We start from the raw sequence: 24,263 nt of genomic DNA on the forward strand, positions 1-24,263 counted from the left end.
CCAGCGACCCGCCGGCCCGCCGCGCGCCCGCGGCCACGCCGCCGGCCGATCCGCCGGCCGACGCGGCCCGGTGGGACCCGGCCGGTGGCCTGGCCGCGCTGCGCGGCCTGCTGGCCCGGCCGTTGGCCTCCTACTACCTGCTGCTCTCCAGCGCCGGCATGCTGCTGCTGATCGGCCTCACCATGGTCTTCTCCGCGACCAGCGTGCGCGACTTCGTGCTGGAGGACGACGCGGCGGCCTCGCTGGCCAAGCAGACCGTGTTCGCGGTGATCGGCGTCGGCGCGTTCTGGGCCTGCCAGCGGCTGCCCACGCGCACCTTCCGGGCGGTGAGTCGGCCCGCGCTCGGCGTGGCGGTGGCGCTGCTGCTCCTGCTGAACCTGCTGGTCGCGCTGGAATCGCTGTTCGGGGTGGCGTCCATCGGGCCGTTGAAGGGCGAACTGCTCTCGCTCTCCCTCGGCCCGATCTCGCTCCAGCCGGCCGAGGTGGCCAAGTTCGCGCTGGTGCTCTGGGGCGCGCACGTGCTGGCCCGCAAGGGCGCCGCGCTGGGTTGGTGGCGGGAGCTGGCCACCCCGCTGTTCCCGGTGGTGGGCCTGCTCTTCGTGCTGGTCGGCTACAACGACCTGGGCAGCATGCTCTGCCTGCTGGCGCTGGTGGTGGGCCTGCTCTGGGCGGCCGGCGTGCGGGGTCGGGTCTTCGCCTCGCTCTCGGCGATCGGCCTGGTCGGCGTCGGCCTGCTGGTCGCGGTGGCCTCGCTCGGCGCCGGCTCCGGCTCCCGCGACGCCGACAACTACCGGCTGGGCCGGCTCACCATGTGGCTCGACCCGCCGTCGCCGAAGACCTGCTTCGACCAGCAGCTGGACTACTGCTACCAGCTCGTGCAGGCCCGCTACGCGATCGGCAACGGCGGCTGGTTCGGCGTCGGCCTGGGCCAGAGCAGTTTCAAGTACGGCTGGCTGCCCGAGGCGCACAACGACTTCATCTTCGCCATCGTCGCCGAGGAGTTGGGCGTGGTGGGCTGCACCGTGATCCTGGTGCTGTTCGCCGTGCTGGCGTACACCGGGATGCGGATCGCCCGCCGGGTGGAGGACCCGTTCCGGCGGCTCGCCGCCGCCGGGGTGACCGCGTGGCTGGTCGGCCAGGCCGTGATCAACATCGGTGGTGTCACCGGGCTGCTGCCGCTCACCGGCGTACCGCTGCCGTTCATCTCCGACGGCGGCAGCGCCCTGGTGGTGACGCTGGCCGCGATCGGCATGCTCGCCTCCTTCGCCCGCGCCGAGCCGGACGCGGCGCGGGCGCTGCACGCCCGTCCGCCGGCCCGATGGGTCCGACTAGTGTGGGCCCCGTTGCCGCCGCTTCCCGGCCGGCGCCGCCGACCGGCGCCGCCCCCGGCGGACCGGGGGCCCGTGCCCCGGTCCCGCCGGCGTCGGCAGGACGATCAGGCCGCGGCCCGCGGCGTCCGGCCCGACCGGACGCGCGCCGGCTCGGCGAACGAGAGGAGACGCTGATGGGTCCGCTGCGTTCGGTGGTGCTCTGCGGAGGGGGTACGGGCGGGCACATCTACCCGCTGCTCGCCTTCGCCGACTGCCTGCGCCGACACGACCCGAGCGTCCGGATCACCTGCCTGGGCACGCCGAAGGGGCTGGAGAACGAGCTGATCCCGCCGGCCGGCTACGACCTGCGGCAGATCCCGGCCTACCAGCTCCCCCGGTCGGTGAACATGAGCCTGGTGCGCACCCCGGACCGGATGTGGAAGGCGGCCCGCGCGGCGGGCAAGGTGATCGACGAGGTCCGGGCCGACGCCGTGGTCGGCTTCGGCGGGTACGTCTCGGTCCCCGGCTACCTGGCCGCGTGGCGCCGCGACCTGCCGATCGTCATCCACGAGGTGAACGTGCCGCCGGGGGTGGCCAACCGGCTCGGCATGAAGTTCACCAAGAACGTCGCGGTGGGCTTCCCGCACCAGCCGGCGCAGGCCGAGGCGCTGCGCGACGCCCGGGTGGTGGGGGTGCCGCTGCGCCGCGGCATCGCCGGCCTGGACCGCGCGGCCCTGCGCGACGCCGCCCGCGCCCACTTCGGGCTCCGCCCCGATCTGCCGGTGCTCTTCGTGGCCGGCGGCTCGCAGGGCGCCCGCTCGATCAACCTGGCCGTCTCCGGCGCCGCGAAGGAGTTGGCCCGCAACGGCGTGCAGGTGCTGCACGTGATCGGCGCCCGCAACGAACCGGTCTCCGTCCCCACCGACCTGCCGGTGCCGTACGTGACGCTGCCCTATCTGTCCGAGATGGAGCTGGGCTACGCGGCGGCCGACCTGATGCTGGGCCGTGGCGGCGCGATGACCTGCGCCGAGGTGGCCGCGATCGGTCTACCCACGGTCTACGTGCCCTACCCGCACAGCAACCAGGAGCAGAAGCGCAACGCGCTGCCCGTGGTGGAGGCCGGCGGCGGGCTGCTCGTGGACGACGCCGAGGTGACTCCGGCCTGGGTGGAGCGCACGGTGATCCCGCTGATCCGGGATCCGCAGCGCCTGTGGGCGATGAGCCACGCCGCGGCCGGCTACGGCCGTCGCGACGGCGACGTGGCCCTGCTGAACTTCGTCTACGAGGCGGTTTCCCGGTGAGCGTGAGGAGTGAGCTTGCGAGCCCCGCAGTCGCGAACGAAGGTGGCCCCGCTGATGCGGGCCGTCACGACGGGAAGGTACCTGAGATGAACACCGCGCAGTTCACGCCCGCCGGCACCATGACCGCGGAGGACCTGGGCCGGATCCACCTGATCGGGGTGGGCGGGGTCGGGATGGCCGGGTTGGCCCGGCTGTTCCTCACCCGCGGCCTGCCGGTCTCCGGCAGCGAGCTGCGGGAGTGGCCGTCGCTGGCCGGCCTGCGGGCGCTGGGCGGGACGATCCACTCCAGCCACGAGGCGGCCAACCTCGACGGGGTGGACACGGTCGTCTACTCCTCCGCCATCCCGCAGGACCACCTGGAGATGGTCGAGGCGCGCCGGCGGGGCCTGCGGGTGCTGCACCGCTCCGAGGCGCTCGCGGCGGCGATGACCGGCCGGCGCACGGTGGCGGTGGCCGGCACGCACGGCAAGACGTCCACCACGTCGATGGTCACCATGGTGCTCCAGCAGGCCGGCGCCGATCCGTCCTTCGTCATCGGCGGGGAGATCTCCGAGGTGGGCTCCGGCGCGCACCACGGCACCGGCGAGCACTTCGTGGTCGAGGCGGACGAGAGCGACCGCTCCTTCCTGATCTATCGCCCGTACGTGTCGATCGTCACGAACATCGAGGCGGATCACCTCAACACCTACGGTGACCTGGCCAGTCTGGAGGCGGCGTTCGCCGACTTCGCCCGACTGACCGACCCGGACGGCTTCGTCGTCACCTGCGCCGACGACGCCGGCGGGCGGCGGCTGGCCGAGACGCTGCGGGCCCAGGGCCGTCGGGTCTGGACGTACGGCGAGTCCGCCGACGCGGACCTGCGGATGAGCGAGGTCACCTCGTCCGCGCGGGGGGTGCGCTACCTGGCCGAGATCGAGGGGCGGCCGCTGGGCGAGATCCGGCTGCCGGTCCCGGGCCGGCACATGGCGCTGAACAGCGCGGCGGCGGTGCTCGCCGCGTACCTGCTGGAGCTGCCGGTGGCGGCGGCGGAGGCGGCGCTCGCCGCGTTTCCCGGCGTGCGCCGGCGGTTCGAGCGCAAGGGGGTCGCCGACGGGGTGCTGGTCTACGACGAGTACGCCTACCACCCGACCTCGATGACGCTGGCGCTGCAGACGCTGCGTGAGGTGGCCGGGGACGGCCGGCTGATCGTGGTCTTCCAGCCCTACCGGCTCTACCGCACCCGGGACCTGCAGGCGGAGATCGCCGCCGCGCTCGGCATCGCCGACGAGGTGGTGTTGCTGGAGGTCTTCGGCCCCGGTGAGCTGCGTCAGCCGGGCGAGGGGTCGGCCGCGCTGATCGAGGCGGTGCCGCTGCCGGCGGAGCGGAAGGTCTTCGTCGACGCGTGGGACGACGTGCCGGCCGAGGTGGCCCGCCGGGCGCGCGCCGGCGACGTGGTGGTGACCATGGGCGCTCCGCCCATCTCGCTCTTGGGTGACCAGCTGCTGGATGCGCTGCTGGCGCGTACCGGTGGCGGCACGGCCCTGGGCGCCGCCGTCGGCCCGGACGGCGCGGCGACCACCGCCGGATGAGTCCGGGCCCGGCCCGCGGGCGCACTCGGGGCCACGACGGCGGGGTGGGGCGGCGCGGCCCGGTCCGGCGGTGGCAACTGGTGCGGGCCGGTGCGGACGCGGTGCCGCCGTCGACCCGCCGGTTCATGGCCCGGGCCCGGCAGCGGCGGGTGCGGGCCGCGTTGCCCTGGGCGGTGGCCGCGGCAGTGGTCACGGTCGCCGCTCTGGTCGCCTGGACGCTGCTCGGCACCGGCCTGTTCGGCGTCCGCGAGGTGCGGGTGGTGGGCGCGCGGCTGGTCACGCCGGTGCAGATCCGGGACGCGGCGGCGGTGCCGGACGACACGCCCCTGGCCCGGGTGGATCTGGCCGCGACCGCCCGCCGGGTCGGCACGCTGCCGCCGGTGGCCCGGGCCACGGTGGAGCGGGACTGGCCGGGGGCGCTGGTGATCCGGGTGGTCGAGCGGGTGCCGGTCGCGGCGGTGTCGCAGGGCGAGCGGTTCGCCGTCGTCGACGCCGCCGGGGTGGTCTTCCAGCGCCTGGGCCGGGCGCCCGAGGGGCTGCCGCTGATCCGGGTCGCCGAGCCGGGCCCGGACGATCCGGGCACCCGGGCGGGGCTGGCGGTGCTCGCCGCGCTCGGGGAGAAGCTGCGCGCCGAGCTGGTGGCGGTGGACGTGGCCGGGCTGGCCCGGATCACGTTGCTGCTGCGCGGCGACCGGCAGGTCTTCTGGGGCGACGCCTCGCGCAGCTCCGACAAGTCCACCGTGGCGACCGCCCTGCTGCCGCGCCGGGCGGACCGGATCGACGTCAGCGCGCCGGACGTGGTCACCTTCCAGTGACCCGTCGGTCAGCCGGTGGCCGGTGTGTCGCCGGTCGCTCGGTCGGCGACACGCCGGAAGGGGTCCTTGGCTCCTGGCGCGGCGGCGCATACGTTGCCCCGAAGAGATCAGTGGTTGACATAACTCTAAGCCTCTAGTAGAGGGTGAGGGTTCTCCTCTGGTCCGGCCAAGCCGTGTGGGGTCGGCCCATGCCAATCTCGAAGGGAAAGGACCGGAGATGACACCTCCGCACAACTACCTGGCGGTCATCAAGGTCGTCGGCATCGGGGGTGGCGGCGTGAACGCCGTCAACCGGATGATCGAGGTTGGGCTCAAGGGCGTCGAGTTCATCGCGATCAACACCGACGCGCAGGCGCTGCTGATGAGCGACGCCGACGTCAAGCTCGACGTGGGCCGGGAGCTGACCCGCGGGTTGGGCGCCGGTGCCAACCCGGACGTCGGCAAGAACGCCGCCGAGGACCACCGCGACGAGATCGAGGAGGTGCTCAAGGGCGCCGACATGGTCTTCGTCACCTGCGGCGAGGGCGGCGGAACCGGCACCGGCGGCGCGCCGGTCGTGGCGAACATCGCGCGCAAGCTGGGCGCGCTCACGATCGGCGTGGTCACCCGGCCGTTCTCGTTCGAGGGCAAGCGCCGGCAGGTGCAGGCCGAGGCGGGCATCGAGGAGCTGCGCAACCAGTGCGACACGCTCATCGTGATCCCGAACGACCGGCTGCTCGCCCTCGGTGACCGCAACATCTCCATGATGGACGCCTTCCGCACCGCGGACCAGGTGCTCCTCTCCGGTGTCCAGGGCATCACCGACCTGATCACCACGCCGGGCCTGATCAACCTGGACTTCGCCGACGTCAAGAGCGTGATGAGCGGTGCCGGTAGCGCGCTGATGGGCATCGGCAGCGCCCGGGGCGAGAACCGCGCGGTCGAGGCGGCCGAGGCGGCCATCTCCAGCCCGCTGCTGGAGCAGAGCATGGACGGCGCGCGGGGTGTGCTGCTCTCCATCGCCGGTGGCTCGGACCTCGGCCTGTTCGAGATCAACGACGCGGCGCAGCTGGTCACCGACGCGGCTCACCCGGATGCCAACATCATCTTCGGTGCGGTCATCGACGACGCGCTCGGAGACGAGGTGCGGGTGACCGTGATCGCGGCGGGTTTCGACGGGGGGACGCCCGCCTACAAGGCGGTCGAGCCGCCGCGCAAGAGCAACCAGAACCCGCCGGCCCAGCCGAGCGCGCCGGTGAACCCGCCGGCCACCATGCCGGCTCCGCAGCAGCCGTCGCGCCGGGTGCTCTTCGACGACGTCGACGTGCCCGACTTCCTCAAGAACGGGTCCTGAGCCGCGCCGATGACCGACTCAGCCATCGCGGTGCGACCCGAGCGTCGTGCCGAGCTCGCGGCCGGCCTGGCCCGGGTGCGCGCCCGGGTCGCCGACGCCTGCGCGGCGGCCGGCCGGGACCGCGACGCGGTCACCCTGGTCGCGGTGACCAAGACCTACCCGGCGGCCGACGTGGTCGCGCTGGCCGGTCTCGGGGTCACCGACGTGGGGGAGAACCGGGACCAGGAGGCGGCGCCCAAGGCGGCGGCGGTGGCCGGCGCGGGAGTGACCCCGCGGTGGCACTTCATCGGCCAGTTGCAGCGCAACAAGGCGCGCTCGGTCGTCCGGTACGCCGACATGGTCCAGTCGGTGGACAGCGTCCGGCTGGCCGCCGCCCTGGACGCCGCCGCGTCCGACGTGCGGGACCGGCCGTTGGACGTGCTGGTGCAGGCGAGCATCGACGGTGATCCGGCCCGGGGCGGGGCGTTGCCGGGTGCCGCCGACCCGCAGCGGGGCCTCGACCCGGTGGCCGCGGCGGTCGCCGGGGCGGCCGGGCTGCGGTTGGCCGGCCTGATGGCGGTGGCGCCGCTGGGCTGGGAGCCGGACCGGGCGTTCGCCCGGTTGGCCGAGGTGGCGGCGCGGCTGCGGGCCGACCATCCGGGTGCGACGGCCCTGTCGGCGGGGATGAGCGGCGACCTGGAGAGCGCGGTCGGTCACGGCGCGACACATGTCCGTGTCGGCAGCGCGTTGCTCGGAATGCGCCCCACGCTGGGGTAGCCTGGCCGCGACGGAAGCAAATTACATCAGTGTTGTTCAGGACGGCGTTCCCCTAGCCGGGGGCCGTGGCGGGCGGACCGCGAACCGCGCGCCGGGGGATTGCCGATCCGGTCCGGTGGGCATGATCGTCCACTCGTGATCAAGCGACACGGCACGGGGGCGCGTGCCGCATGGCGGACGGAAGGGCGCGGGGATGGGTGCACTGCGCAAGGCGGGGGTCTGGCTCGGTCTCGTCGAGGAGGACGACGAGCGGGCGTACGAGGACGGTGGCTACGACAAGGGTGGCTACCGTGACTCGCGCTACCGGTCGAGCCGGTACGCCGAGGAGTTCGCCGACGAGGACGACGAGGAGTCCGAGGAGCCGCCGGCGCCCCGGACGCGGGTCGGCGACCGGGGCCGGCTGTCCGAGCGCGCCACGAGCCGCGCGGTCGACACCGACCGTTCCGAGTCCGACCGCCTCGACCGACCCGAGCGCGCCAGTGTGCGGTCGATCACCCGGTCCACGGCCGGCGAGACCTCCGGCGCGCTGAGCTACCACACCCGGGACAATCTCGCCCTGGCCCCGCAGGCCACGCCGCGCGAGCGGGCGGTGGCCCCGGAGGAGGAGCAGCGTTACCAGATCACCACGCTGCACCCGACCACCTATCGCGAGGCGCGGACCATCGGCGAGCACTTCCGGGACGGGGTGCCGGTGATCATCAACCTCACCGAGATGGACGAGGCGGACGCCCGCCGACTGGTCGACTTCGCCGCCGGGCTCGCGTTCGGCCTGCGCGGTACGATCGAGCGCGTGACCAACCGGGTGTTCCTGCTCTCACCGGCCAACGTCCAGGTCACCGCGGAGGACAAGGCCAAGATCGCTGAGGGCGGCTTTTTCAGTCTGAGCTAATCCCGCACGACCGAGGGACGTCGCCTGCCGTGTTGTCGATCCTGTTCCAGGTGCTCTACCTGCTGCTCTATTTCTTCCTGCTTGTCCTTTTGGCCCGATTTGTCCTAGGGGCCGTGCTGGCCTACGGCCGGCGGTGGCAACCGGGACGAGGGGCATCCGCGGGACTGGAAGTCGTGTGGAGCGTCACTGATCCGCCCCTGCGCGCGTTGAGGCGTGTGATCCCACCACTGCGAATTGGTACCGTGAGCATCGACCTGGCCTCCCTTGTGCTCCTGGTTATCCTGTTCGTGCTGATGGAGTTCGTGTTACAGCGCCTGATCGTGGCGTTCGCCTGACCAGAGCGCTTTCGCGGCCGCAACTGACCCGAGGAGTTTCGATGCCGCTGACCCCGGCCGACGTCCACAACGTCGCCTTCAAAAAGCCGCCGATCGGCAAGCGGGGGTATGACGAGGAGGAGGTCGACGCCTTCCTGGACGAGGTCGAGCGTGAGCTGGCCCGTCTGATCGAGGAGAACAACGAGCTGCGCGCCCAGGTGGAGCGCGGCGGTCGGGGTGGCGCACCCGCCGGCCCCGGCGGCGACGCCCGGCTCGCGGCCGAGCTCAACGACGTCAAGGCCCAGCTCGACCGGGTGCAGCGCGACAAGGCGGCCGCCGAGCAGGCGGCCCGGGCGATGCAGTCCGAGCTTGAGCAGGTCCGCGCCCAGGGCGGCCCGGCGGGGGTGACCGGGGACGGCGAGCAGCAGGCGCTGCGCGTGCTGATGATGGCCCAGCGCACCGCCGACGACCACGTCTCCGACGCCCGCCGCGAGGCCGACAGCCTGCTCTCCGAGGCCCGGTCCAAGGCCGAGGAGGTCACCCGCGAGGCGCGGGCCAAGGCCGACGCCCTGGAGCGTGACGCCCGCCAGCGGCACCAGGAGGCCATGGGCGGCCTGGACGCCAAGCGCACCGCGTTGCAGAAGCACATCGAGGAGCTCAAGCAGTTCGAGCGCGAGTACCGCACCCGCCTCAAGGCATACCTGGAGAGCCAGCTGCGTGACCTCGACGGTCGCGGCCAGGGCCTCGAGGTCGAGATGAACCGTTCCGAGGGCGCCCGCGCCGCCGGTGGCAGCAACGGCCTCGCCGCCGCCGGTCTCGCCGGCTCCTACGGCGGCGGCCGCGGCGGCTCGCTCGAGTCCGGCCGCTGAGCCCACGTCGGTGGCCGTCCCGGTGGCGGCCACCGACCGCACCAGACCGACACGACGCGGCCGGGGGTGAGCCGTGATAGCCGCCAGCGTCCTGCTGATCCTCGTCGCGGTCGTGCTTCTGGTGGTCGGGCTGGCCGGTGGGTCCAGTCCGTTGCTGATCGTCTCGATCGCGGCCAGCCTGCTGTCCGCCGTCGCCTTCATCGCGTTCGCCCGCCAGGCGGCCGCGACCCGGGCCGCGGCGGGTCGGGAAGCCGGCCCGCGTTTCCGGACCGCACCCGCCGGCCCGTCCCAGGACGAGCCGGTGAGTCCGATCCCGCACCACACGTCCACGGTCGGCGCCGGTGGACCCGGGTGGCGGCAACCGCCCGGGTCACCGGTGACCGAGCCGTACGACGCGGCAGCCGCCGCATACTCACCGCCGTCCGAGCCGTACGACGCGGCAGCCGCCGCGTACTCACCGCCGGCCGAGCCGGCACCCACCTCGCCCGCGCCGGACGGCCCGTTCGGCGGTGACCCGCCGGCCGAGTCCCTCACCGCCGGGCAGGTGGCCCGGTTGGCGCGGCGGCTCGACGAGGTGCGGGTGGTCGACGGCCACCCCCGCTTCCACCTCGACGACTGCCCGCACCTGGTGGGCCGGCTGGCCGAGCCGTTGCCGGTCGCCGAGGCGGTCGGGCTGGGGTTCACTCCGTGTGCCCGGTGCGCCGCCGCCACCACGCTGCTCGCCGACGGCCGGCCCCGCTGACATGACGATCGCGGGCAGCCCGCTCACCGTCGCGGTGCGCGTGAAGCCCGGCGCGGCCCGTGCCCGGGTCGGCGGCCGGTTCGACGGGCCGTACGGTCCCGCCCTGGTCGTCGCCGTGCACGCGCCGGCGGTGGACGGCCGGGCCACCGAGGCGGCCCGCCGGGCGCTCGCCGACGCGCTCGGCGTACGACCGGCCGCCGTGTCGCTGCGCTCCGGGGCGGCCAGCCGGGACAAGCTCTTCCTGGTCGACCGTCCGGGCGACGGGCTGCCCGAGGAGCTGCGTCGGCTGCGCGACGGCAGCGCCGGGTGACCGACCGGCGGGGTGGTCGGCGATGACTCCGGGGCTGAACCTCGCGCTGCTGGTGGGTGCCGCCGTGCTGCTGGTGGCGGTGGGCGCGGTGCGCTTCTCCACCCGCCTCGGCGTGCCGAGCCTGCTGGTCTACCTGGCGCTCGGCGTGCTCATCGGCGAGGCCGGCCTGGGCATCGAGTTCGACGACGTCGAGCTGACCCGGGTGCTCGGCTTCTGCGCGCTCATCGTGATCATCGCCGAGGGCGGGCTGAGCGCGCGGTGGAGTCTGCTGCGGCCGGTGCTCGGCCTGTCCGCCGCGCTCTCCACGGTGGGCGTGGTGGTGAGCATCGCGGTCGTCGGCGTGGTGGTGCACCTGCTGCTCGGTCTGGACTGGCGGCTGGCCCTGCTCTACGGCGCGGTGCTCTCCTCCACCGACGCCGCGGCGGTCTTCGCCACCCTGCGCCGGCTGCGCCTGCCGCCGCGCCTGGTGGCCACGCTGGAGGCCGAGTCCGGGATGAACGACGCCCCGGTGGTCCTACTGGTGTTGCTGCTGTCCCGCGCCGGGGTGGAGGCCGCCCACCCCTGGTGGTACGAGGTGCTGCTGCTCGGTTACGAGCTGGGCGCCGGCGCGGCGGTCGGGGTGGGCGCGGGTCTGGCCGGGCGGTACGCGCTGCGCCGCGCCGCGCTGCCGTCGGCCGGTCTCTACCCGATCGCGGTGGTCGGCTTCACCGTCCTGGCGTACGCGGCCGGCTCGGCGTTGCACGCCTCGGGCTTCCTCGCGGTCTACGTGGCCGGGGTGCTGCTCGGCAACTCCCGTCTTCCGCACCGGCAGGCGATCCTCGGTTTCGCCGACGGGCTGGCCTGGTTGGCCCAGATCGGCCTGTTCGTACTGCTGGGCCTGCTCGTCTCGCCGAGCCGGCTGGACGCCGCGGTGCTGCCGGCGGTGATCACCGGGCTGGCCCTGCTGCTGCTCGCCCGGCCGCTGTCGGTGGCGGTCTCCGCGCTGCCGTTCCGGGTCCGCCTGCGCGAGCAGCTCTTCCTGTCCTGGGCCGGGCTGCGGGGCGCGGTGCCGATCGTGCTGGCCACCATCCCGCTGTCGCTGCGGGTGCCGGGCGCGGACCGGCTCTTCGACGCGGTCTTCGTGCTGGTGGTGATCTTCACGCTGCTCCAGGCCGGCACGCTGGCTCCGGCGGCCCGCCGGTTGGGGGTGACCGCGCCGGCCGAGGCGAGCGAGATCCTGCTGGAGACCGCCCCGTTGGAGCGGATGCGGGCCGACCTGCTCCAACTGGAGGTGCCGGCCGGCTCCCGGCTGGCCGGGGTGCACGTGGACGAGCTGCGGCTGCCGGTGGGTGCGGCGGTCACGCTGGTCCTTCGCGACGGGGTCGGTTTCGTGCCCGGCCCGGACACCCGGCTGAAGGTGGGCGACAGCCTGCTCATCGTCGCGACGGCCGGGGTGCGGGACGCGGTGGAGCGCCGGCTGCGGGCGGTGAGCCGGCGGGGTCGCCTGGCCCGGTGGTTTGGGGAGTACGGAGAGGACCGCACCGGCTGATCTGCTAGCGTTCCCTTTGCCCTGATTGATGGCACTTCGGGGCGAAAGCACGGGGCGACGGTGCGGCACGTTGTCGGACGCCTGTACGTTCCGTATCCTTGCCAACCTCCGGAGTGCGCGGCGAGTGGCCGTGTGCCCCGATCCGTTTCTCGGGGGACGCGCCGCTGCCCCCTGCCCAGGTACCGTTGACCGCCGCGTCACGCGGCTGAGGGAGCTGACGATGGCAAAGCCAGCCGACACCAGGACCGCCGGTCGCAAGCCGGTGGCGAAGCCCACCCGCAGCGCGGCGGAGACCGAGAAGATCCGGGCCGCGCTGGCGGCACGGCGGGACGAGCTCAGCGCCGAGTACGATCAGACGCTGAGCGAGATCACCGAGCTGCAGCGCGACCGGCTGACCGACTCGGCCGGGGACGACCAGGCCGACACCGGCACCAAGACGTTCGAGCGCGAGCAGGAGATCTCACTCGCCAACAGCATCAAGGAGCGGATCACGCAGGTCGAGCGCGCGCTGGAGCGGCTCGACGAGGGTGGCTACGGCTGGTGCGAGCGGTGCGGCAACCCGATCCCGGTGGAGCGGCTCGCCGCGTTCCCGTCGGCCACCCTCTGCGTGAGCTGCAAGCAGCTGGCGGAGCGGCGCTGAGGTCCGTTCCCCGGCGGCCGAACGGCAGACGGTGACCGCCACCGTCGCGAGCGTCGATGGGGAGCAGATGACCGCAGCACCGCCCGCCGGGTCCGGCACCACCGAGACAGCCACCGGCACACCCCGCCGCAGGGCAGTCGCCGTGCTGCTCGGCGTCGCCCTGGCCGCGCTCCTGGCGGACCTGGGCACGAAACAGCTCGCGCTGGCCGAGCTGACCGGGCGGGAGCCGCTGTCGGTGCTCGGCGGGGCCGTCTACCTCACCCTCACCCGCAACAGCGGCGCCGCCTGGAGCATCGGCTCCGACCACACCTGGATCTTCCCGCTGATCACGTTCGCGGTCATCGGATGGATCGCCTGGATGGCGCTGCGGCTGCGCTCGCTGCCCTGGGCGGTGTCGCTGGGCCTGGTGCTGGGCGGGGCGCTGGGCAACCTCACCGATCGCATCTTCCGCGCGCCCGGGCACTTCGTCGGCCACGTGGTCGACATGATCAGCCTGTTCGACCCGTACGGCCAGGTCTGGCCGGTGTTCAACCTGGCCGACAGCTCACTCGTCTGCGGCGTGGTGCTGGCGGTCTTCCTGGAACTGACCGGCCGGCAACGCGACGGCTCCCGGGCCGGCGCCGAGACCGCCGCCGACGCCCCGGCCGACCAGCGGGAGCGGGCGTGACCGCCGCCTTCGCCACCGGCGGCGACCAGCGGTCCCTGCCCGTCCCGGACGGCCTCGACGGCATGCGGCTGGATCAGGCCGTGTCCCGGCTGTTCGGGCTGTCCCGCACCGCGGCGGCGGCGCTCGTGGACGCCGGCGACGCGCTCGTCGACGGGGTGGCCCGAGCCAACTCGCACAAGGTCAAGGCGGGTGCCTGGCTGGAGGTCACGCTGCCCGCGCCGGCCGCCCCGCCGACCGTGGTGCCGCAGGCCGTCCCCGGGCTGACCGTGGTCTACGCCGACGACGACGTCGTGGTGGTCGACAAGCCGGTCGGGGTGGCCGCGCACCCGAGCCCCGGGTGGACCGGCCCGACCGTGATCGGCGGGCTGGCCGGCATCGGTCACCGGATCTCCACGAGCGGCGCGGCCGAACGGCAGGGCGTGGTGCACCGGCTCGACGTGGGCACCACCGGCGTGATGGCGGTGGCCAAGAGCGAGCTGGCCTACACCGCGTTGAAGCGGGCCTTCAAGGAACGCGAGGTGGAGAAGCGCTACCACGCCGTGGTGCAGGGCCACCCGGACCCGCTGCGCGGCACCATCGACGCGCCGATCGACAGGCATCCGCACCACGACTACCGGTGGGCGGTGGTCTCCGGCGGCAAGCCGAGCATCACCCACTACGACACGCTGGAGGCGTTCCCGTCGGCCAGCCTGCTGGACGTGCGGCTGGAGACCGGGCGGACGCACCAGATCCGGGTGCACTTCTCGACGCTGCGGCACCCCTGTGTGGGTGACCTGACCTACGGCGCCGACCCGACCCTGTCGGCCCGGCTCAAGCTGTCCCGGCAGTGGCTGCACGCCCGCTCGCTGAGCTTCCGGCACCCGCGCACCGGCGAGGAGGTCACGTTCGTCAGCGACTACCCCGACGACCTGGCCCGGGCGCTGGAGATCCTGCGCGACTGACGTGAGCGACCACGCCGTGCCGCCGCGCCGGCCCCGTGCCGCCGTGCTGAGCTGGCTCGCGCTGGGCTGCGCGCTGGTGGTGCTGGTGGTCGCGGTGGCCCAGCGGCGGGACGGGCCGGTGGGCGACCGCACGGTCGGCGAGGTGACCCGGGTCGGGGTGGCCGACGGCGCGGCCGTGCCGGCCTACCTGCGGGCGGCGGGCGACGAGCTGGCCCGGCTCGACGCGCCCGACGGCTACGCCCTGGTCGCGTTCGCGGCCTACCTGACCCCGGCCCGGGCGGCGTCCGCGCTGGCCGGCACGCCGGTGTCGGTGGTCCTCGCGCGGGTGCCGCTGCCGGGCCGGCAGACCGAGATCGTCCGGATCGCCGCGCTGCGCCTGCCCGACGACGTGGTCGGCGGGATGGCCGAGGTGGCCGGGCACAAGGACCGGGAGGCCGCGGACTACCGGGCCCGCGCCGCCGCCCCGGCGGCCGTCGCCGACCCCGAGCTGCGCCTGCGGTACGACACCGGCGCGGCGGTCGCGGCCCGGGAGGCGGCCGGCTACCGGGCCGGGTGCGCCTGCGTCTACGCCGCAGTGGTGCGCGCCGCCCCGGACGCGTTGCGGGCGCTGGCCGGGCGTGCGGGGGTGCGGGTGGTGGACCCGGCGCCGGAGGTGACCCGACTGGACCGGACCGTGTTCACCCCGCCGCTGCCCGAGCAGCGCGACGTGGCCCGGCCGCCGGCCGACACCGGGCCGGACGCGGCCGGCGGAATGGGCGATTCGTCGGAAGCCGCACCGACAGTGAGCGTGCCTTCACCGGGCGACCGCGCGCGCGTCGCCGTGGACGGGTCGCCCAATCCCGCTTCCACCTCCTGAGACGCCCGCGCGGGCGGCCGTGACCCGGGTGCCGCGGTGAGCAGAGCCACCGGGCGATGTGCGGCGCGGGGAGTGGTCCGAATAGGGTTTCGTTCGTAGCCTGTCAGGCGGAGATCGATGGGCTGGGGGAGGGCGAATCCTTGGACGGCAGCGAGACCGGCTGGGGTCGGCAGGGCGAGCCGGCACCGCGGTGGCGGGCGCTGCTCGACCGGGCCCGGCTCGGCGGTCGCGGCGCGGAGCACACCGACGCCGACCGGCGTGTCGAGGAGAGCCAGGTGCCACCGCCCGAGCTGCCACGCCGTGGCGCCGGCACCGGCTGGACCGGGCGCGCCGCCGCCGTCGGCCGGGCCGCCGACGGGTCGTACGGCACGGAGCCCGGCTACCGGGCCGAGGCCACGTTCCGGGTGGACCCGGCCTTCCGCGCCGACCCCCGCTACGACGGCGAGCCGGCCTATCGGGCCGAACCGGCGTACCGCACCGATCCCGAGCCGGCGGCCGAGCCGTCCTGGCGTCCCGACCCGTCCTACCCGCCCGAGCCGTCCTGGCGCGCCGAGCCGTCCTACGCCGCGGAGCCGCCGGCGGAGCCGTCCTGGCGGGCCGAGCCGGACCCGCGCGGGCGGGCCGAGGCGCCGGTCGAGTCGCGATACTCTCTGCTCGACGGCGGCTACCGACCGGCGACGCCGCCGGAGTCCCGCTACGCGCTGCTGGACCGGGGCCGCTACCGGCCGGAGATCCCGTCCGCGCCGGAGCCGCCGGTGGTGCCCGCCCCACGCCGGCCGGTCGAGGCCCGGCCCGGGCGGGTCGACGCCGGGCGGGTGCGGTGGCGCGCGCCGGAGCCGGACGCCGAGCTGGAACGGGCCACCGGTGTGCTCCGCCGTGAGCTGGGCACCCCCCGCGTGCTCGCCTTCGCCAACCCCAAGGGCGGCGTGCACAAGACCACCGCCACCGTGCTCGGCGCGGCCACCGTGGGCAGCGTGCGCGGGCGTGGCGTGCTCGCCTGGGACGACAACGAGCTGCGGGGCACGCTCGGCCTGCGCGCCGGCAGCGCCCGGCACGCCCGCACCATCCGGCACCTGGTCCAGGATCTCGCGCAGATCGAGATCCTGGAGGGCGACACCCTGCTGTCGCACCTCGACGACTACCTGCGGCACGCCTCCGACGGCTCCTACGACGTGCTGGCCGGCGAGGAGAGTCCGCGCTTCGCCCAGCGGCTCGACCAGTTCACCGTCAAGCGGGTGCTGGAGCTGCTGCGCCGCACCCACGAGGTGGTCTGCGTGGACACCGGCAACAACGTGGAGAGCCCGAACTGGCGCACCGTCATGCAGGCGGCCGACCAGCTCGTGGTGACCACCGTGCCGCGCGAGGACGCCGCCTTCAGCGCCGACTGGATGCTCGACCTGCTGCACGAGGTGGGGATGGGCGAGCTGGCCGACAACGCGGTCACGCTGATCTCCTGCCCGACGCCGGGGCGCAGCGCGCTTCAGGACGACCTGGAGCGGCACTTCGCCACCCGCACCCGGGCGGTCGCCGTGGTGCCCTACGACCCGGCCCTGGAGACCGGCTCCTCGATCGAATACCCGCAGCTCCAGGCGGAGACCCGCAACGCCTGGCTGAAGGCGGCCGCGGTGATGTTGGAACCGTTCGCGCGCTGACCGCCGACCACCGCCCCACACGGTTCCCGGGCCTGAGAGGATCACCGGGTGAGTCCGGACACCCCTGATCCCGAGCGGACCGCCGACCGTTCCGGCGCCGAGCCGCCGCCCGCCGGCACCCCGGGGACCGCGCCCGGCCCGGGGACCGCGCCGGGGGCGGACCCGGTCGCCGACCAGCCCGACGTCGGGCCGGCGTTGCCCGGCACGCGGCCCCTCGGCCGTGCGGTGGCGTCGGTCGTCGGCGTGACGGCGCTGCTCACCGTGCTCGGCGTACCCCTGGGTCTGCTCTGGGCGTGGGTGGCGCCGGGCACGCCGGTGCGGCAGACCCCCGACGGCGCGGTCTACGCCGTCCCGCAGCCGGAGCAACCGATCGCGGCCGACGGCTGGTTCAGCCTCCTCGCGCTCGCCTTCGGGGTCGTCTCCGCCGTCGCCCTGTGGGTGCTGCTGCGCCGGTGGCGGGGCCCGGCGGGGTTGCTCGCCGTCACGCTGGGCGGCCTCGGCGCGGCCGTGGTGGCCTGGCAGGTCGGCCGCCGGATCGGGCTGGCCACGTTCCGGCGGCTGCTGGACACCGCGCCGCCGGGGACCGACTTCACCAAGCCGGCCGACCTGCGCGCCGGCGGCGTCGACTGGTTCGGCCCGCTGCCGCTGCCGCACGGCAACCTGCTGCTCGCGGCGTTCGGCGCGGCCGTCACCACCACGCTGCTGGCCGGCTGGTCGCGGTGGCCGTCGCTGCGCCCGGAGCCGGAGCCCGGCGGCAGCTGGTCGCCCCTGCCCGGTCCCGGCGGCGACGTGCCGCGCTGGCCCGCTCCCGGCGGCGACGTGCCGCGCTCGCCGGAGTCCGGCGGCGAACGGCCGGATCCGCCGGGGTCCGGCGGCGGCCAGTCCCCGCCGCCGGGGATCAGTTCGGCGCCGGAAGACCCGCCAGCTCGCTGAGCGGCACCGGCACCGCCCGGACCTGGCGCAGCAGCGCCGACTCCCGGTTGAGCAGGCGCAGCTCGGCGCGGAGCCGGTCGGGGGTGTCGTCGATGGCGAGCAGCCCCTGCCGGTCGGCGACGGTCAGCGCGGCGGTCGCCGCCACCAGGTGCGACAGCACGGTCGGATCCTCCGGAAGCTGCTCGGAGATCTCCTCCTGCTCGGGGCGGATCAGGGCGAGGTAGTGCCGGAACACCGAGATCACCCGGGCCGCCAGCACGTCGGCCACCTCGTCCGGGCCGGCCGGCTCGGGCAGCCACTGGACCTCGGCGGTGAGATAGGGCTCGGCGGTGTCGTCGATCTCGGCGATCCGGAACCGGCGCCGACCCACCGTGACGATGTCGAACCCGCCGTCGGTCAGCTCGGTGACCTGTCGCAGCTCGGCGGTGCAGCCCACCTCGTGCAGGGTGACCGCGCCACCGGCCAGCCCGGCACCGGGCGGCCCCGGCGGACCCGCCTGCGCCACCTCCCAGCCGGCCTGGATGGCCACCACACCGAACTCGCGTGGCGCGCCCTCGGGGAGCGCCACGAGATGGCGCACCAGTGCCTGGTAGCGCTCCTCGAAAATGTGCAGGGGAAGGACCAGCCCGGGGAAGAGGACGGTCCCGAGCGGGAACACCGGCAGCCGCGCGCTCACGTGATCGAGCGTATCCCCATCACGCCCGGCCGGCGTGTCCCGGCTCACCGTCCCGGCGGCCGGGCGCGCCCGGCCGGGCCGACCGGCGGCGGCCTAGACTCGCAGGCGTGCTGACTCGGATCGACCTGCGCGGCGGGGTAAGCGACCCGCGCCGCCTGCTGCCCCGTGCCCAGCTCGACGTCTCCGTGGCGGTCGAGCGGATCCGTCCCCTCGTGGAGGCGGTCCGGGAGCATGGATACCCGGCGATCCGCGAGGCCAGCGAACGGTTCGACGGCGTCTCCCCGGAGCACCTGCGGGTGCCGGTCGAGGTGATCCGCGCCGCCGAGGGTGAGCTGGACCCGCAGGTCCGCGCCGCGCTGCTGGAGTCGATCACCCGGGCCCGACGGGTCCACGCCGACCAGCGCCGCACCGACCACACCACCCGGGTGGTCGCCGGCGGCACGGTGACCGAGCGGTGGCTGCCGGTCGACCGCGTCGGTCTCTACGTTCCCGGCGGCCTGGCCATGTATCCGTCGACCGTGGTGATGAACGTCGTCCCGGCCCAGGCAGCCGGGGTGCGCTCGCTGGTGGTGGTGAGCCCGCCGCAGCAGGACAACGACGGCCTGCCCGACCGCCGGGTCCTGGCGGCCTGCGCGCTGCTCGGCGTCGACGAGGTGTACGCGGTGGGCGGCGCCCAGGCGGTGGCCATGCTGGCGTACGGCGCGGCCGTCGACCCGGCCGGCGAGCAGCGCTGCGACCCAGTCGACATGATCACCGGCCCGGGCAACATCTGGGTCACCGCCGCGAAGCGGCTGCTGCGCGGCGTGGTCGGCATCGACGCCGAGGCCGGCCCCACCGAGATCGCGATCCTGGCCGACCACACCGCCGACCCGGCGCACGTCGCCGCCGACCTGATCAGCCAGGCCGAGCACGACCCCCTCGCGGCGAGCGTGCTGGTCACCCCGTCGATCGAGCTGGCCGACGCGGTCGACGCCGAGCTGACCCGGCAGGTGCCGGCCGCCAAGCACGCCGAGCGGATCGGCACCGCGCTGCGCGGCGAGCAGAGCGGGGTGGTGCTCGTCGACGACCTGGAGGACGGGCTGCGGGTGGTCGACGCGTACGCGGCCGAGCACCTGGAGATCCAGACCGAGAACGCCCGCGAGTGGGCGCTGCGGGTGCGCAACGCCGGCGCGATCTTCGTGGGCGCCTGGTCGCCGGTGTCGCTCGGCGACTACTGCGCGGGTTCCAACCACGTGCTGCCCACCGGCGGCTGCGCCCGGCACTCCTCCGGCCTGTCGGTGCAGTCCTTCCTGCGCGGCGTGCACCTGGTGGAATACACCGAGGCGGCGCTGCGCGAGGTGGCCCCGCACGTGGTCACCCTGGCCGGCGTGGAGGACCTGCCGGCGCACGGCCAGGCGGTAAGCGTCCGCTTCCCCGGGGGCGTGTCGTGACCGGCCTGGAGGACCTGCCGATCCGGGACGACCTGCGGGGGCGCACCCCGTACGGCGCGCCGCAGCTCGACGTCGCGGTGCGGCTGAACACCAACGAGAACTCCTACCCGGTGCCGGAGCCGGTGGTGGAGGCGATCGGCAAGGCCGTCGCGGCCGAGCTGCGCGACCTCAACCGCTACCCGGACCGGGACGCCGTGGCGCTCCGCGCCGACCTGGCCGGTTACCTGGGCCACGGGCTGACGGTCGAGCAGGTGTGGGCGGCCAACGGCTCCAACGAGATCCAGCAGCAACTGCTCCAGGCGTTCGGCGGCCCGGGTCGCACCGTGCTCGGCTTCACCCCGGCCTACTCGATGCACCCGCTGCTGGCGCTCGGCACCGGCACCGGGTGGGTTGCCGGCGTCCGGGGCGCCGACTTCGGGCTCACCGCCGCCGACGCGGTCGCCCAGGTGCGCGAGCACCGGCCGGACGTGGTCTTCCTCTGCTCGCCGAACAACCCGACCGGCACCGCGCTCGACCCGTGCGTGGTCGCCGCCGTGCTCGACGAGGCGCCCGGCATGGTGGTGGTGGACGAGGCGTACGCCGAGTTCGCCCGGCCCGGCACGGTAGGCGCGCTCGCCGTGCTGCCCGACCATCCGCGGCTGGTGGTCACCCGCACCATGAGCAAGGCGTTCGGGTTCGCCGGGGGTCGGCTGGGCTACCTGGCCGCCGACCCGGCGGTGGTGGCGGCGGTGCAGCTGGTCCGGCTGCCCTACCACCTCTCCGCGCTCACCCAGGCCGCCGCCCGCGCGGCGCTGGCCCACCGGGACGTCCTGCTCGGCACCGTCACCGCGATCATGCAGCAGCGCGACCGGATCGTCGCCGAGCTGCGCGCGCGGGGGCACCGGGTGGCCGACAGCGACGCGAACTTCGTGCTCTTCGCCGTCGGCGGCGACCAGGGCGTCGCCTGGCGTACCCTGCTCGACGCCGGCGTGCTGGTCCGCGACGTCGGCCTGCCCGGCTGGCTGCGGGTCACCGCCGGAACCCCGGCCGAGACCGACGCCTTTCTGTCCGCGATGGAGAAGTTGTCATGAACCGCACCGCCCGGATCGAGCGGGTCACCACCGAGACCAAGGTGCTCGTCGAGATCGACCTCGACGGCACCGGCGAGGCCGACATCTCCACCGGCGTCGGCTTCTACGACCACATGTTGCACCAGATCGCCCGGCACGGCGGCTTCGACCTGACCGTGCACACGGTCGGCGACCTGGAGATCGACGCGCACCACACGATGGAGGACACCGCGCTCGCGCTGGGCGCGGCGTTCGACCGGGCGCTGGGCGACAAGGCCGGCATCCGGCGGTACGGCGCGGCCACCGTGCCGATGGACGAGGTGCTGGTCCGGGCCGCGGTCGACCTCTCCGGCCGGCCGTACGTGGTGCACGACGAGCCGGCGCTGTCGCCGTACATCGGGCCGGTCTACCCGACCAGCATGACCCGGCACATCTGGGAGTCGTTCGGCCAGGCGGCCCGCGTGACGCTGCACGTCGACGTGCTGCGGGCGGCCCGACCGGGTGGCCACCCGGACGCGCACCACGTGGTCGAGGCCCAGTTCAAGGCGGTCTCCCGCGCGCTGCGCGAGGCCACCGCGATCGACCCGCGCAGCGCCGGCGTGGTGCCGAGCACGAAGGGGGCGCTGTAACCGTGCGGGTGTGGCCGACGCTGCTGTTGATCCTGGCCGGGGTGCTGGTCGGCGGGACGTGGTCGCTGCACAAGCAGGGCGCCCCTCGCGCCGCCGTGCTGGTCACCGGCCTGCTGGCGCTGCTGGCCACCGCCGGCGGCGTGCTGTGGCTGCTGCCCGGGGAGAGCTGATGGGCCGGCGGGTGGTGGTGCTCGACTACGGCTCGGGCAACCTGCGCTCGGCCGAGCGTGCGCTGCAACGGGCCGGCGCCGACGTGACCGTCACCGCCGACCTGGCCGCCGCCGCGGCGGCCGACGGCCTGGTGGTGCCGGGCGTCGGCGCGTTCGCCGCATGCATGGCCGGGATCGAGGAGTTGGGCGCCGGCCCGGTCATCGCCGAGCGGGTCGCCGCCGGGCGGCCGGTGCTCGGCATCTGCGTCGGCATGCAGGTGCTCTTCGGCCACGGCGAGGAGCACGGCGTGGTCACCAAGGGGCTCGGGCTGCTGCCCGGCGGCGTGACCCGGCTGCCCGCGCGGCGCCTGCCGCACATGGGCTGGAACACGGTGCACGCCCCGGACGGCTCGGTGCTCTTCGCCGGCCTGCCGGCCGACGCCCGGTTCTACTTCGTCCACTCCTACGGGGTCACCGACCCGGCCGCGCTGGCCGCCGCCGGTGCCGCGGTGACCACCGCCCGCCACGGCGGCGACTTCGTCGCCGCGGTCGAGCGGGGCGCGTTGTCGGCCGCCCAGTTCCACCCGGAGAAGTCGGCCGACACGGGCGCGGCGCTGCTGCGCAACTGGCTCGGGTTGCTGGGGTGAGCAAGGAACGGGCGCGGCGCCGGGCGGCCCGCGAGGCCGACCAGGAGCGGGAGCGGGCCGCCCGGGCCCGCCGGGTGGCGCGCCGGCAGCGGCGCCGTTCGCTGGTACGCCGGCTGACGCCGCGGCTGCGCCGTGGCCGCACCGGCCGGTTGCGCCGGCACAGCCGGGGCGAGCGGGCGGCGATCGTGCTGCTCACCGCCGTCGCGGTGGTCGGCATCTGGAATTTCGTCGACGACCTCGCGCTGCGGCTGGCGCTGGTCGTGTTGTTGCTGCTGGTCCTGCCGGCGATCGTGGTGATCACGCTGGACCGTCGTTGAGGATGCGAGGAGACAACCGTTGAGCCTTGACCTGTTGCCCGCCGTGGATGTCGCCGACGGCCAGGCCGTCCGGCTCGTGCAGGGTGCCGCCGGCAGCGAGACCGCCTACGGCGACCCCTTGGACGCGGCGCTGGCCTGGCAGTCCGACGGCGCCGAGTGGATCCACCTGGTCGACCTGGACGCCGCGTTCGGCCGGGGCACGAACGCCGCGCTGCTCGCCGAGGTGGTCGGCAAGCTCGACGTGAAGGTGGAGCTGTCCGGCGGGATCCGCGACGACGAGTCGCTGCGGGCGGCGCTGGGCACGGGCGCGGCCCGGGTCAACATCGGCACTGCCGCGTTGGAGGATCCCGAGTGGTGCGACCGGATCTGCGGCGAGTACGGCGACCGGGTGGCGATCGGCCTGGACGTGCGCGGCCGTACCCTCTCGGCGCGGGGCTGGACCCGCGACGGCGGTGATCTCTACGACGTGCTGGCCCGGCTGGACGCCGCCGGCGCGGCGCGGTACGTGGTCACGGACATCACCAAGGACGGCACCATGCGCGGGCCCAACCTGGATCTGCTGCGTGCGGTGTGCGCCCGCACGGACGCCCCGGTGATCGCCTCCGGCGGCGTGTCCACGCTCGACGACCTACGGGCGCTGGCCACGCTGGAGCCGGTCGGGGTGGAGGGCGTGATCGCCGGCAAGGCGCTCTACGCGGGCGCGTTCACCGTCGCGGAGGCGCTCGCCACGCTGCGGGCCGGCGCGTGACGATCGAGGTGGGTGGGCCGCCGGCCGACGGCCCGGTGGTGACCCGGCTCGGGTCGGGCGGACCGTGGGAGGCGCTCTACGGCTACTCGCGGGTGGTCCGGGCCGGCGCGCTGGCGATCACCGCCGGTTGCACGTCCACGGTGGACGGTCGGGTCGCGCACGTGGGGGACGCGGCGGCGCAGACCGCGCAGGCGATCCGGATCGGTCTGGACGCGCTCGCCGAGGTGGGCGCGGAGCCGGGCGACGTGGTGCGGACCCGGATGTACGTGACCGACCGGCTCTTCGCCGACGAGGTGGGTCGGGCGCACAACGCGGTGTTCGGCCCGGTGCGCCCGGTGGCGACGATGGTGGTGGTGGCCGGCCTGCTGGACCCGGATCACCTGGTCGAGGTGGAGCTGGAGGCGTACGTCCCCGCGTGCTGACCATCGTCGGGCAGAGCTTTCGACAGTGCCGCCGGCGGGTGGCCGAGTCTGGTTCGGTTGCCTTTGGAGCTGACATCACAAACGACTCGCCCGATGTCGGCGCGGGTGGCCCGTCTTCACCCGCCCGCCGGCTCGGGCGGCACGGTGCGGACACCGTGGTCGGCCAGAATCCGCCGTTCGGCCCGCCGGGCGTCCGGCTCGGCGCGGCTGCGCCGCTGAGTCGTTTCTGACGTCAGCTCCAAAGGCGCTCCTAAGTGACACGTGTCGCAGCCGCCCGGCGGCAGATAAGTTGTACACAACTTGATTGCGGGCTACCTTTATTGGCGTGACCGATGATCTGGTGCTGCGCCGGCAGGTGTGCTTCGCGCTCTATGCGGCGTCGCGCGCCCTGACCGACGTCTACCGGCCCATCCTCGACGAGCACGGCCTGACCTATCCGCAGTATCTGGTGCTGCTGGTGCTCTGGGAGCACGGCGACGAGGCTCCCACGGTCTCCGAACTCGGCGTGCGGCTCCGGCTCGACTCCGGCACGCTCTCCCCGCTGCTCAAGCGACTGGAAGCGGCCGGCCTGCTGGTGCGCACCCGCTCGGCGGTCGACGAGCGCCGGGTCGAAGTGAGCCTCACCGCCCAAGGTCGGGCGCTGCGCGAGCGGATGGCGGACGTGCCGTTGCGGGTGGCCCGGGCCACCGGCCTCACGGAGGCCGAACTGGTCAACCTCCGCGACACGCTCACCCGGGTCACCGAGACGATCCACCGACAGAAGGAGCAGTGA

The 24,263-nt window shown here is 74.6% G+C and carries 29 protein-coding genes; 28 read left to right on the top strand and 1 reads right to left on the bottom strand.

Going from position 1 to position 24,263, the window contains the following annotated elements; all coding sequences use genetic code 11:
* Positions 1–89 precede the first annotated feature (89 nt).
* The 18 genes from AB0H28_RS16300 (at position 90) to AB0H28_RS16385 (ending at position 17,424) form a co-directional block, all read left to right on the top strand.
* Positions 90–1,505, top strand: coding sequence for a putative peptidoglycan glycosyltransferase FtsW (locus AB0H28_RS16300; RefSeq protein WP_358040268.1), 1,416 nt, complete (start codon positions 90–92; stop codon positions 1,503–1,505).
* Positions 1,505–2,611 carry an undecaprenyldiphospho-muramoylpentapeptide beta-N-acetylglucosaminyltransferase gene (gene murG / locus AB0H28_RS16305; protein WP_358039987.1) on the top strand — a complete coding sequence of 369 codons (1,107 nt, stop codon included), beginning with the start codon at positions 1,505–1,507 and terminating at the stop codon, positions 2,609–2,611. Before AB0H28_RS16300 ends, murG begins: the two co-directional genes overlap by 1 nt.
* Positions 2,612–2,697: 86 nt before the next feature.
* Positions 2,698–4,179, top strand: a complete 1,482-nt coding sequence (gene murC, locus AB0H28_RS16310) for a UDP-N-acetylmuramate--L-alanine ligase (protein WP_358039990.1) — start codon at positions 2,698–2,700, stop codon at positions 4,177–4,179.
* Positions 4,176–4,994, top strand: a complete 819-nt coding sequence (locus tag AB0H28_RS16315) for an FtsQ-type POTRA domain-containing protein (RefSeq protein WP_358039993.1) — start codon at positions 4,176–4,178, stop codon at positions 4,992–4,994. Before murC ends, AB0H28_RS16315 begins: the two co-directional genes overlap by 4 nt.
* A 217-nt stretch (positions 4,995–5,211) precedes the next feature.
* A complete protein-coding gene (ftsZ, locus tag AB0H28_RS16320; RefSeq protein WP_358039996.1) occupies positions 5,212–6,327 on the top strand; it encodes a cell division protein FtsZ in 1,116 nt (371 codons plus the stop codon).
* A 9-nt stretch (positions 6,328–6,336) separates the two neighbouring features.
* Positions 6,337–7,083, top strand: a complete 747-nt coding sequence (locus AB0H28_RS16325; protein WP_358039999.1) for a YggS family pyridoxal phosphate-dependent enzyme — start codon at positions 6,337–6,339, stop codon at positions 7,081–7,083.
* A 193-nt stretch (positions 7,084–7,276) separates the two neighbouring features.
* Complete coding sequence (gene sepF / locus AB0H28_RS16330) at positions 7,277–7,972, top strand: cell division protein SepF (RefSeq protein WP_358040002.1); 696 nt, start codon at positions 7,277–7,279, stop codon at positions 7,970–7,972.
* A gap of 29 nt (positions 7,973–8,001) precedes the next feature.
* Complete coding sequence (locus AB0H28_RS16335; protein ID WP_091059628.1) at positions 8,002–8,307, top strand: YggT family protein; 306 nt, start codon at positions 8,002–8,004, stop codon at positions 8,305–8,307.
* A 41-nt stretch (positions 8,308–8,348) separates the two neighbouring features.
* The gene (locus AB0H28_RS16340) at positions 8,349–9,155 is read left to right on the top strand and encodes a DivIVA domain-containing protein (RefSeq protein WP_358040005.1); all 807 of its coding nucleotides are present in this window, start codon (positions 8,349–8,351) and stop codon (positions 9,153–9,155) included.
* A 73-nt stretch (positions 9,156–9,228) separates the two neighbouring features.
* Positions 9,229–9,897: a hypothetical protein gene (locus AB0H28_RS16345; RefSeq protein WP_358040008.1), complete on the top strand. Its 669-nt coding sequence runs from the start codon at positions 9,229–9,231 to the stop codon at positions 9,895–9,897.
* A 1-nt stretch (position 9,898) separates the two neighbouring features.
* A complete protein-coding gene (locus tag AB0H28_RS16350; RefSeq protein ID WP_358040011.1) occupies positions 9,899–10,207 on the top strand; it encodes a DUF167 domain-containing protein in 309 nt (102 codons plus the stop codon).
* A gap of 22 nt (positions 10,208–10,229) precedes the next feature.
* Complete coding sequence (locus tag AB0H28_RS16355; protein ID WP_358040014.1) at positions 10,230–11,735, top strand: potassium/proton antiporter; 1,506 nt, start codon at positions 10,230–10,232, stop codon at positions 11,733–11,735.
* Positions 11,736–11,955: 220 nt separating this feature from the next.
* The gene (locus tag AB0H28_RS16360) at positions 11,956–12,375 is read left to right on the top strand and encodes a TraR/DksA family transcriptional regulator (protein ID WP_358040017.1); all 420 of its coding nucleotides are present in this window, start codon (positions 11,956–11,958) and stop codon (positions 12,373–12,375) included.
* Positions 12,376–12,442: 67 nt separating this feature from the next.
* Positions 12,443–13,042, top strand: coding sequence for a signal peptidase II (gene lspA / locus AB0H28_RS16365; protein ID WP_358040020.1), 600 nt, complete (start codon positions 12,443–12,445; stop codon positions 13,040–13,042).
* Positions 13,039–13,983 (top strand): RluA family pseudouridine synthase, encoded by a 945-nt coding sequence (locus AB0H28_RS16370; RefSeq protein ID WP_358040023.1) that lies wholly within the window; start codon positions 13,039–13,041, stop codon positions 13,981–13,983. The genes lspA and AB0H28_RS16370 overlap by 4 nt, the downstream gene beginning before the upstream one ends.
* Before the next feature lie 61 nt (positions 13,984–14,044).
* Positions 14,045–14,839, top strand: a complete 795-nt coding sequence (locus tag AB0H28_RS16375; protein WP_358040270.1) for a hypothetical protein — start codon at positions 14,045–14,047, stop codon at positions 14,837–14,839.
* A gap of 140 nt (positions 14,840–14,979) precedes the next feature.
* Positions 14,980–16,491, top strand: a complete 1,512-nt coding sequence (locus AB0H28_RS16380; RefSeq protein WP_358040026.1) for an ATPase — start codon at positions 14,980–14,982, stop codon at positions 16,489–16,491.
* A gap of 48 nt (positions 16,492–16,539) precedes the next feature.
* Positions 16,540–17,424 carry a DUF2567 domain-containing protein gene (locus AB0H28_RS16385; protein WP_358040029.1) on the top strand — a complete coding sequence of 295 codons (885 nt, stop codon included), beginning with the start codon at positions 16,540–16,542 and terminating at the stop codon, positions 17,422–17,424.
* On the opposite strand, the gene AB0H28_RS16390 is transcribed toward AB0H28_RS16385, so the two are convergent.
* Complete coding sequence (locus tag AB0H28_RS16390) at positions 17,390–18,100, bottom strand: LON peptidase substrate-binding domain-containing protein (RefSeq protein WP_358040032.1); 711 nt, start codon at positions 18,098–18,100, stop codon at positions 17,390–17,392. The two genes, AB0H28_RS16385 and AB0H28_RS16390, sit on opposite strands and share 35 nt — an antisense overlap.
* A 107-nt stretch (positions 18,101–18,207) precedes the next feature.
* Between AB0H28_RS16390 and hisD the strand changes: the two genes are divergently transcribed.
* The 10 genes from hisD to AB0H28_RS16440 all read left to right on the top strand — a co-directional run bounded on the left by hisD (position 18,208) and on the right by AB0H28_RS16440 (position 24,263).
* A complete protein-coding gene (hisD, locus tag AB0H28_RS16395) occupies positions 18,208–19,530 on the top strand; it encodes a histidinol dehydrogenase (RefSeq protein ID WP_358040035.1) in 1,323 nt (440 codons plus the stop codon).
* Positions 19,527–20,600, top strand: coding sequence for a histidinol-phosphate transaminase (locus AB0H28_RS16400; RefSeq protein WP_358040038.1), 1,074 nt, complete (start codon positions 19,527–19,529; stop codon positions 20,598–20,600). The genes hisD and AB0H28_RS16400 overlap by 4 nt, the downstream gene beginning before the upstream one ends.
* On the top strand, positions 20,597–21,208 hold the full coding sequence (hisB, locus tag AB0H28_RS16405) for an imidazoleglycerol-phosphate dehydratase HisB (RefSeq protein ID WP_358040041.1): 612 nt from the start codon (positions 20,597–20,599) through the stop codon (positions 21,206–21,208). The genes AB0H28_RS16400 and hisB overlap by 4 nt, the downstream gene beginning before the upstream one ends.
* A gap of 2 nt (positions 21,209–21,210) precedes the next feature.
* Positions 21,211–21,378: a hypothetical protein gene (locus tag AB0H28_RS16410; RefSeq protein ID WP_358040044.1), complete on the top strand. Its 168-nt coding sequence runs from the start codon at positions 21,211–21,213 to the stop codon at positions 21,376–21,378.
* Complete coding sequence (hisH, locus tag AB0H28_RS16415; RefSeq protein ID WP_358040047.1) at positions 21,378–22,004, top strand: imidazole glycerol phosphate synthase subunit HisH; 627 nt, start codon at positions 21,378–21,380, stop codon at positions 22,002–22,004. Before AB0H28_RS16410 ends, hisH begins: the two co-directional genes overlap by 1 nt.
* Positions 22,001–22,321 carry a hypothetical protein gene (locus AB0H28_RS16420; protein ID WP_358040050.1) on the top strand — a complete coding sequence of 107 codons (321 nt, stop codon included), beginning with the start codon at positions 22,001–22,003 and terminating at the stop codon, positions 22,319–22,321. The genes hisH and AB0H28_RS16420 overlap by 4 nt, the downstream gene beginning before the upstream one ends.
* 19 nt (positions 22,322–22,340) lie before the next feature.
* Complete coding sequence (priA, locus tag AB0H28_RS16425) at positions 22,341–23,069, top strand: bifunctional 1-(5-phosphoribosyl)-5-((5-phosphoribosylamino)methylideneamino)imidazole-4-carboxamide isomerase/phosphoribosylanthranilate isomerase PriA (RefSeq protein WP_358040053.1); 729 nt, start codon at positions 22,341–22,343, stop codon at positions 23,067–23,069.
* Positions 23,066–23,491, top strand: coding sequence for a Rid family hydrolase (locus AB0H28_RS16430; protein WP_358040056.1), 426 nt, complete (start codon positions 23,066–23,068; stop codon positions 23,489–23,491). Before priA ends, AB0H28_RS16430 begins: the two co-directional genes overlap by 4 nt.
* Positions 23,485–23,721 (top strand): hypothetical protein, encoded by a 237-nt coding sequence (locus AB0H28_RS16435; protein ID WP_358040059.1) that lies wholly within the window; start codon positions 23,485–23,487, stop codon positions 23,719–23,721. Before AB0H28_RS16430 ends, AB0H28_RS16435 begins: the two co-directional genes overlap by 7 nt.
* Positions 23,722–23,816: 95 nt before the next feature.
* On the top strand, positions 23,817–24,263 hold the full coding sequence (locus AB0H28_RS16440; RefSeq protein WP_358040062.1) for a MarR family transcriptional regulator: 447 nt from the start codon (positions 23,817–23,819) through the stop codon (positions 24,261–24,263).

Source organism: Micromonospora sp. NPDC050980 (assembly GCF_040653835.1).
Taxonomy (GTDB): domain Bacteria; phylum Actinomycetota; class Actinomycetes; order Mycobacteriales; family Micromonosporaceae; genus Micromonospora.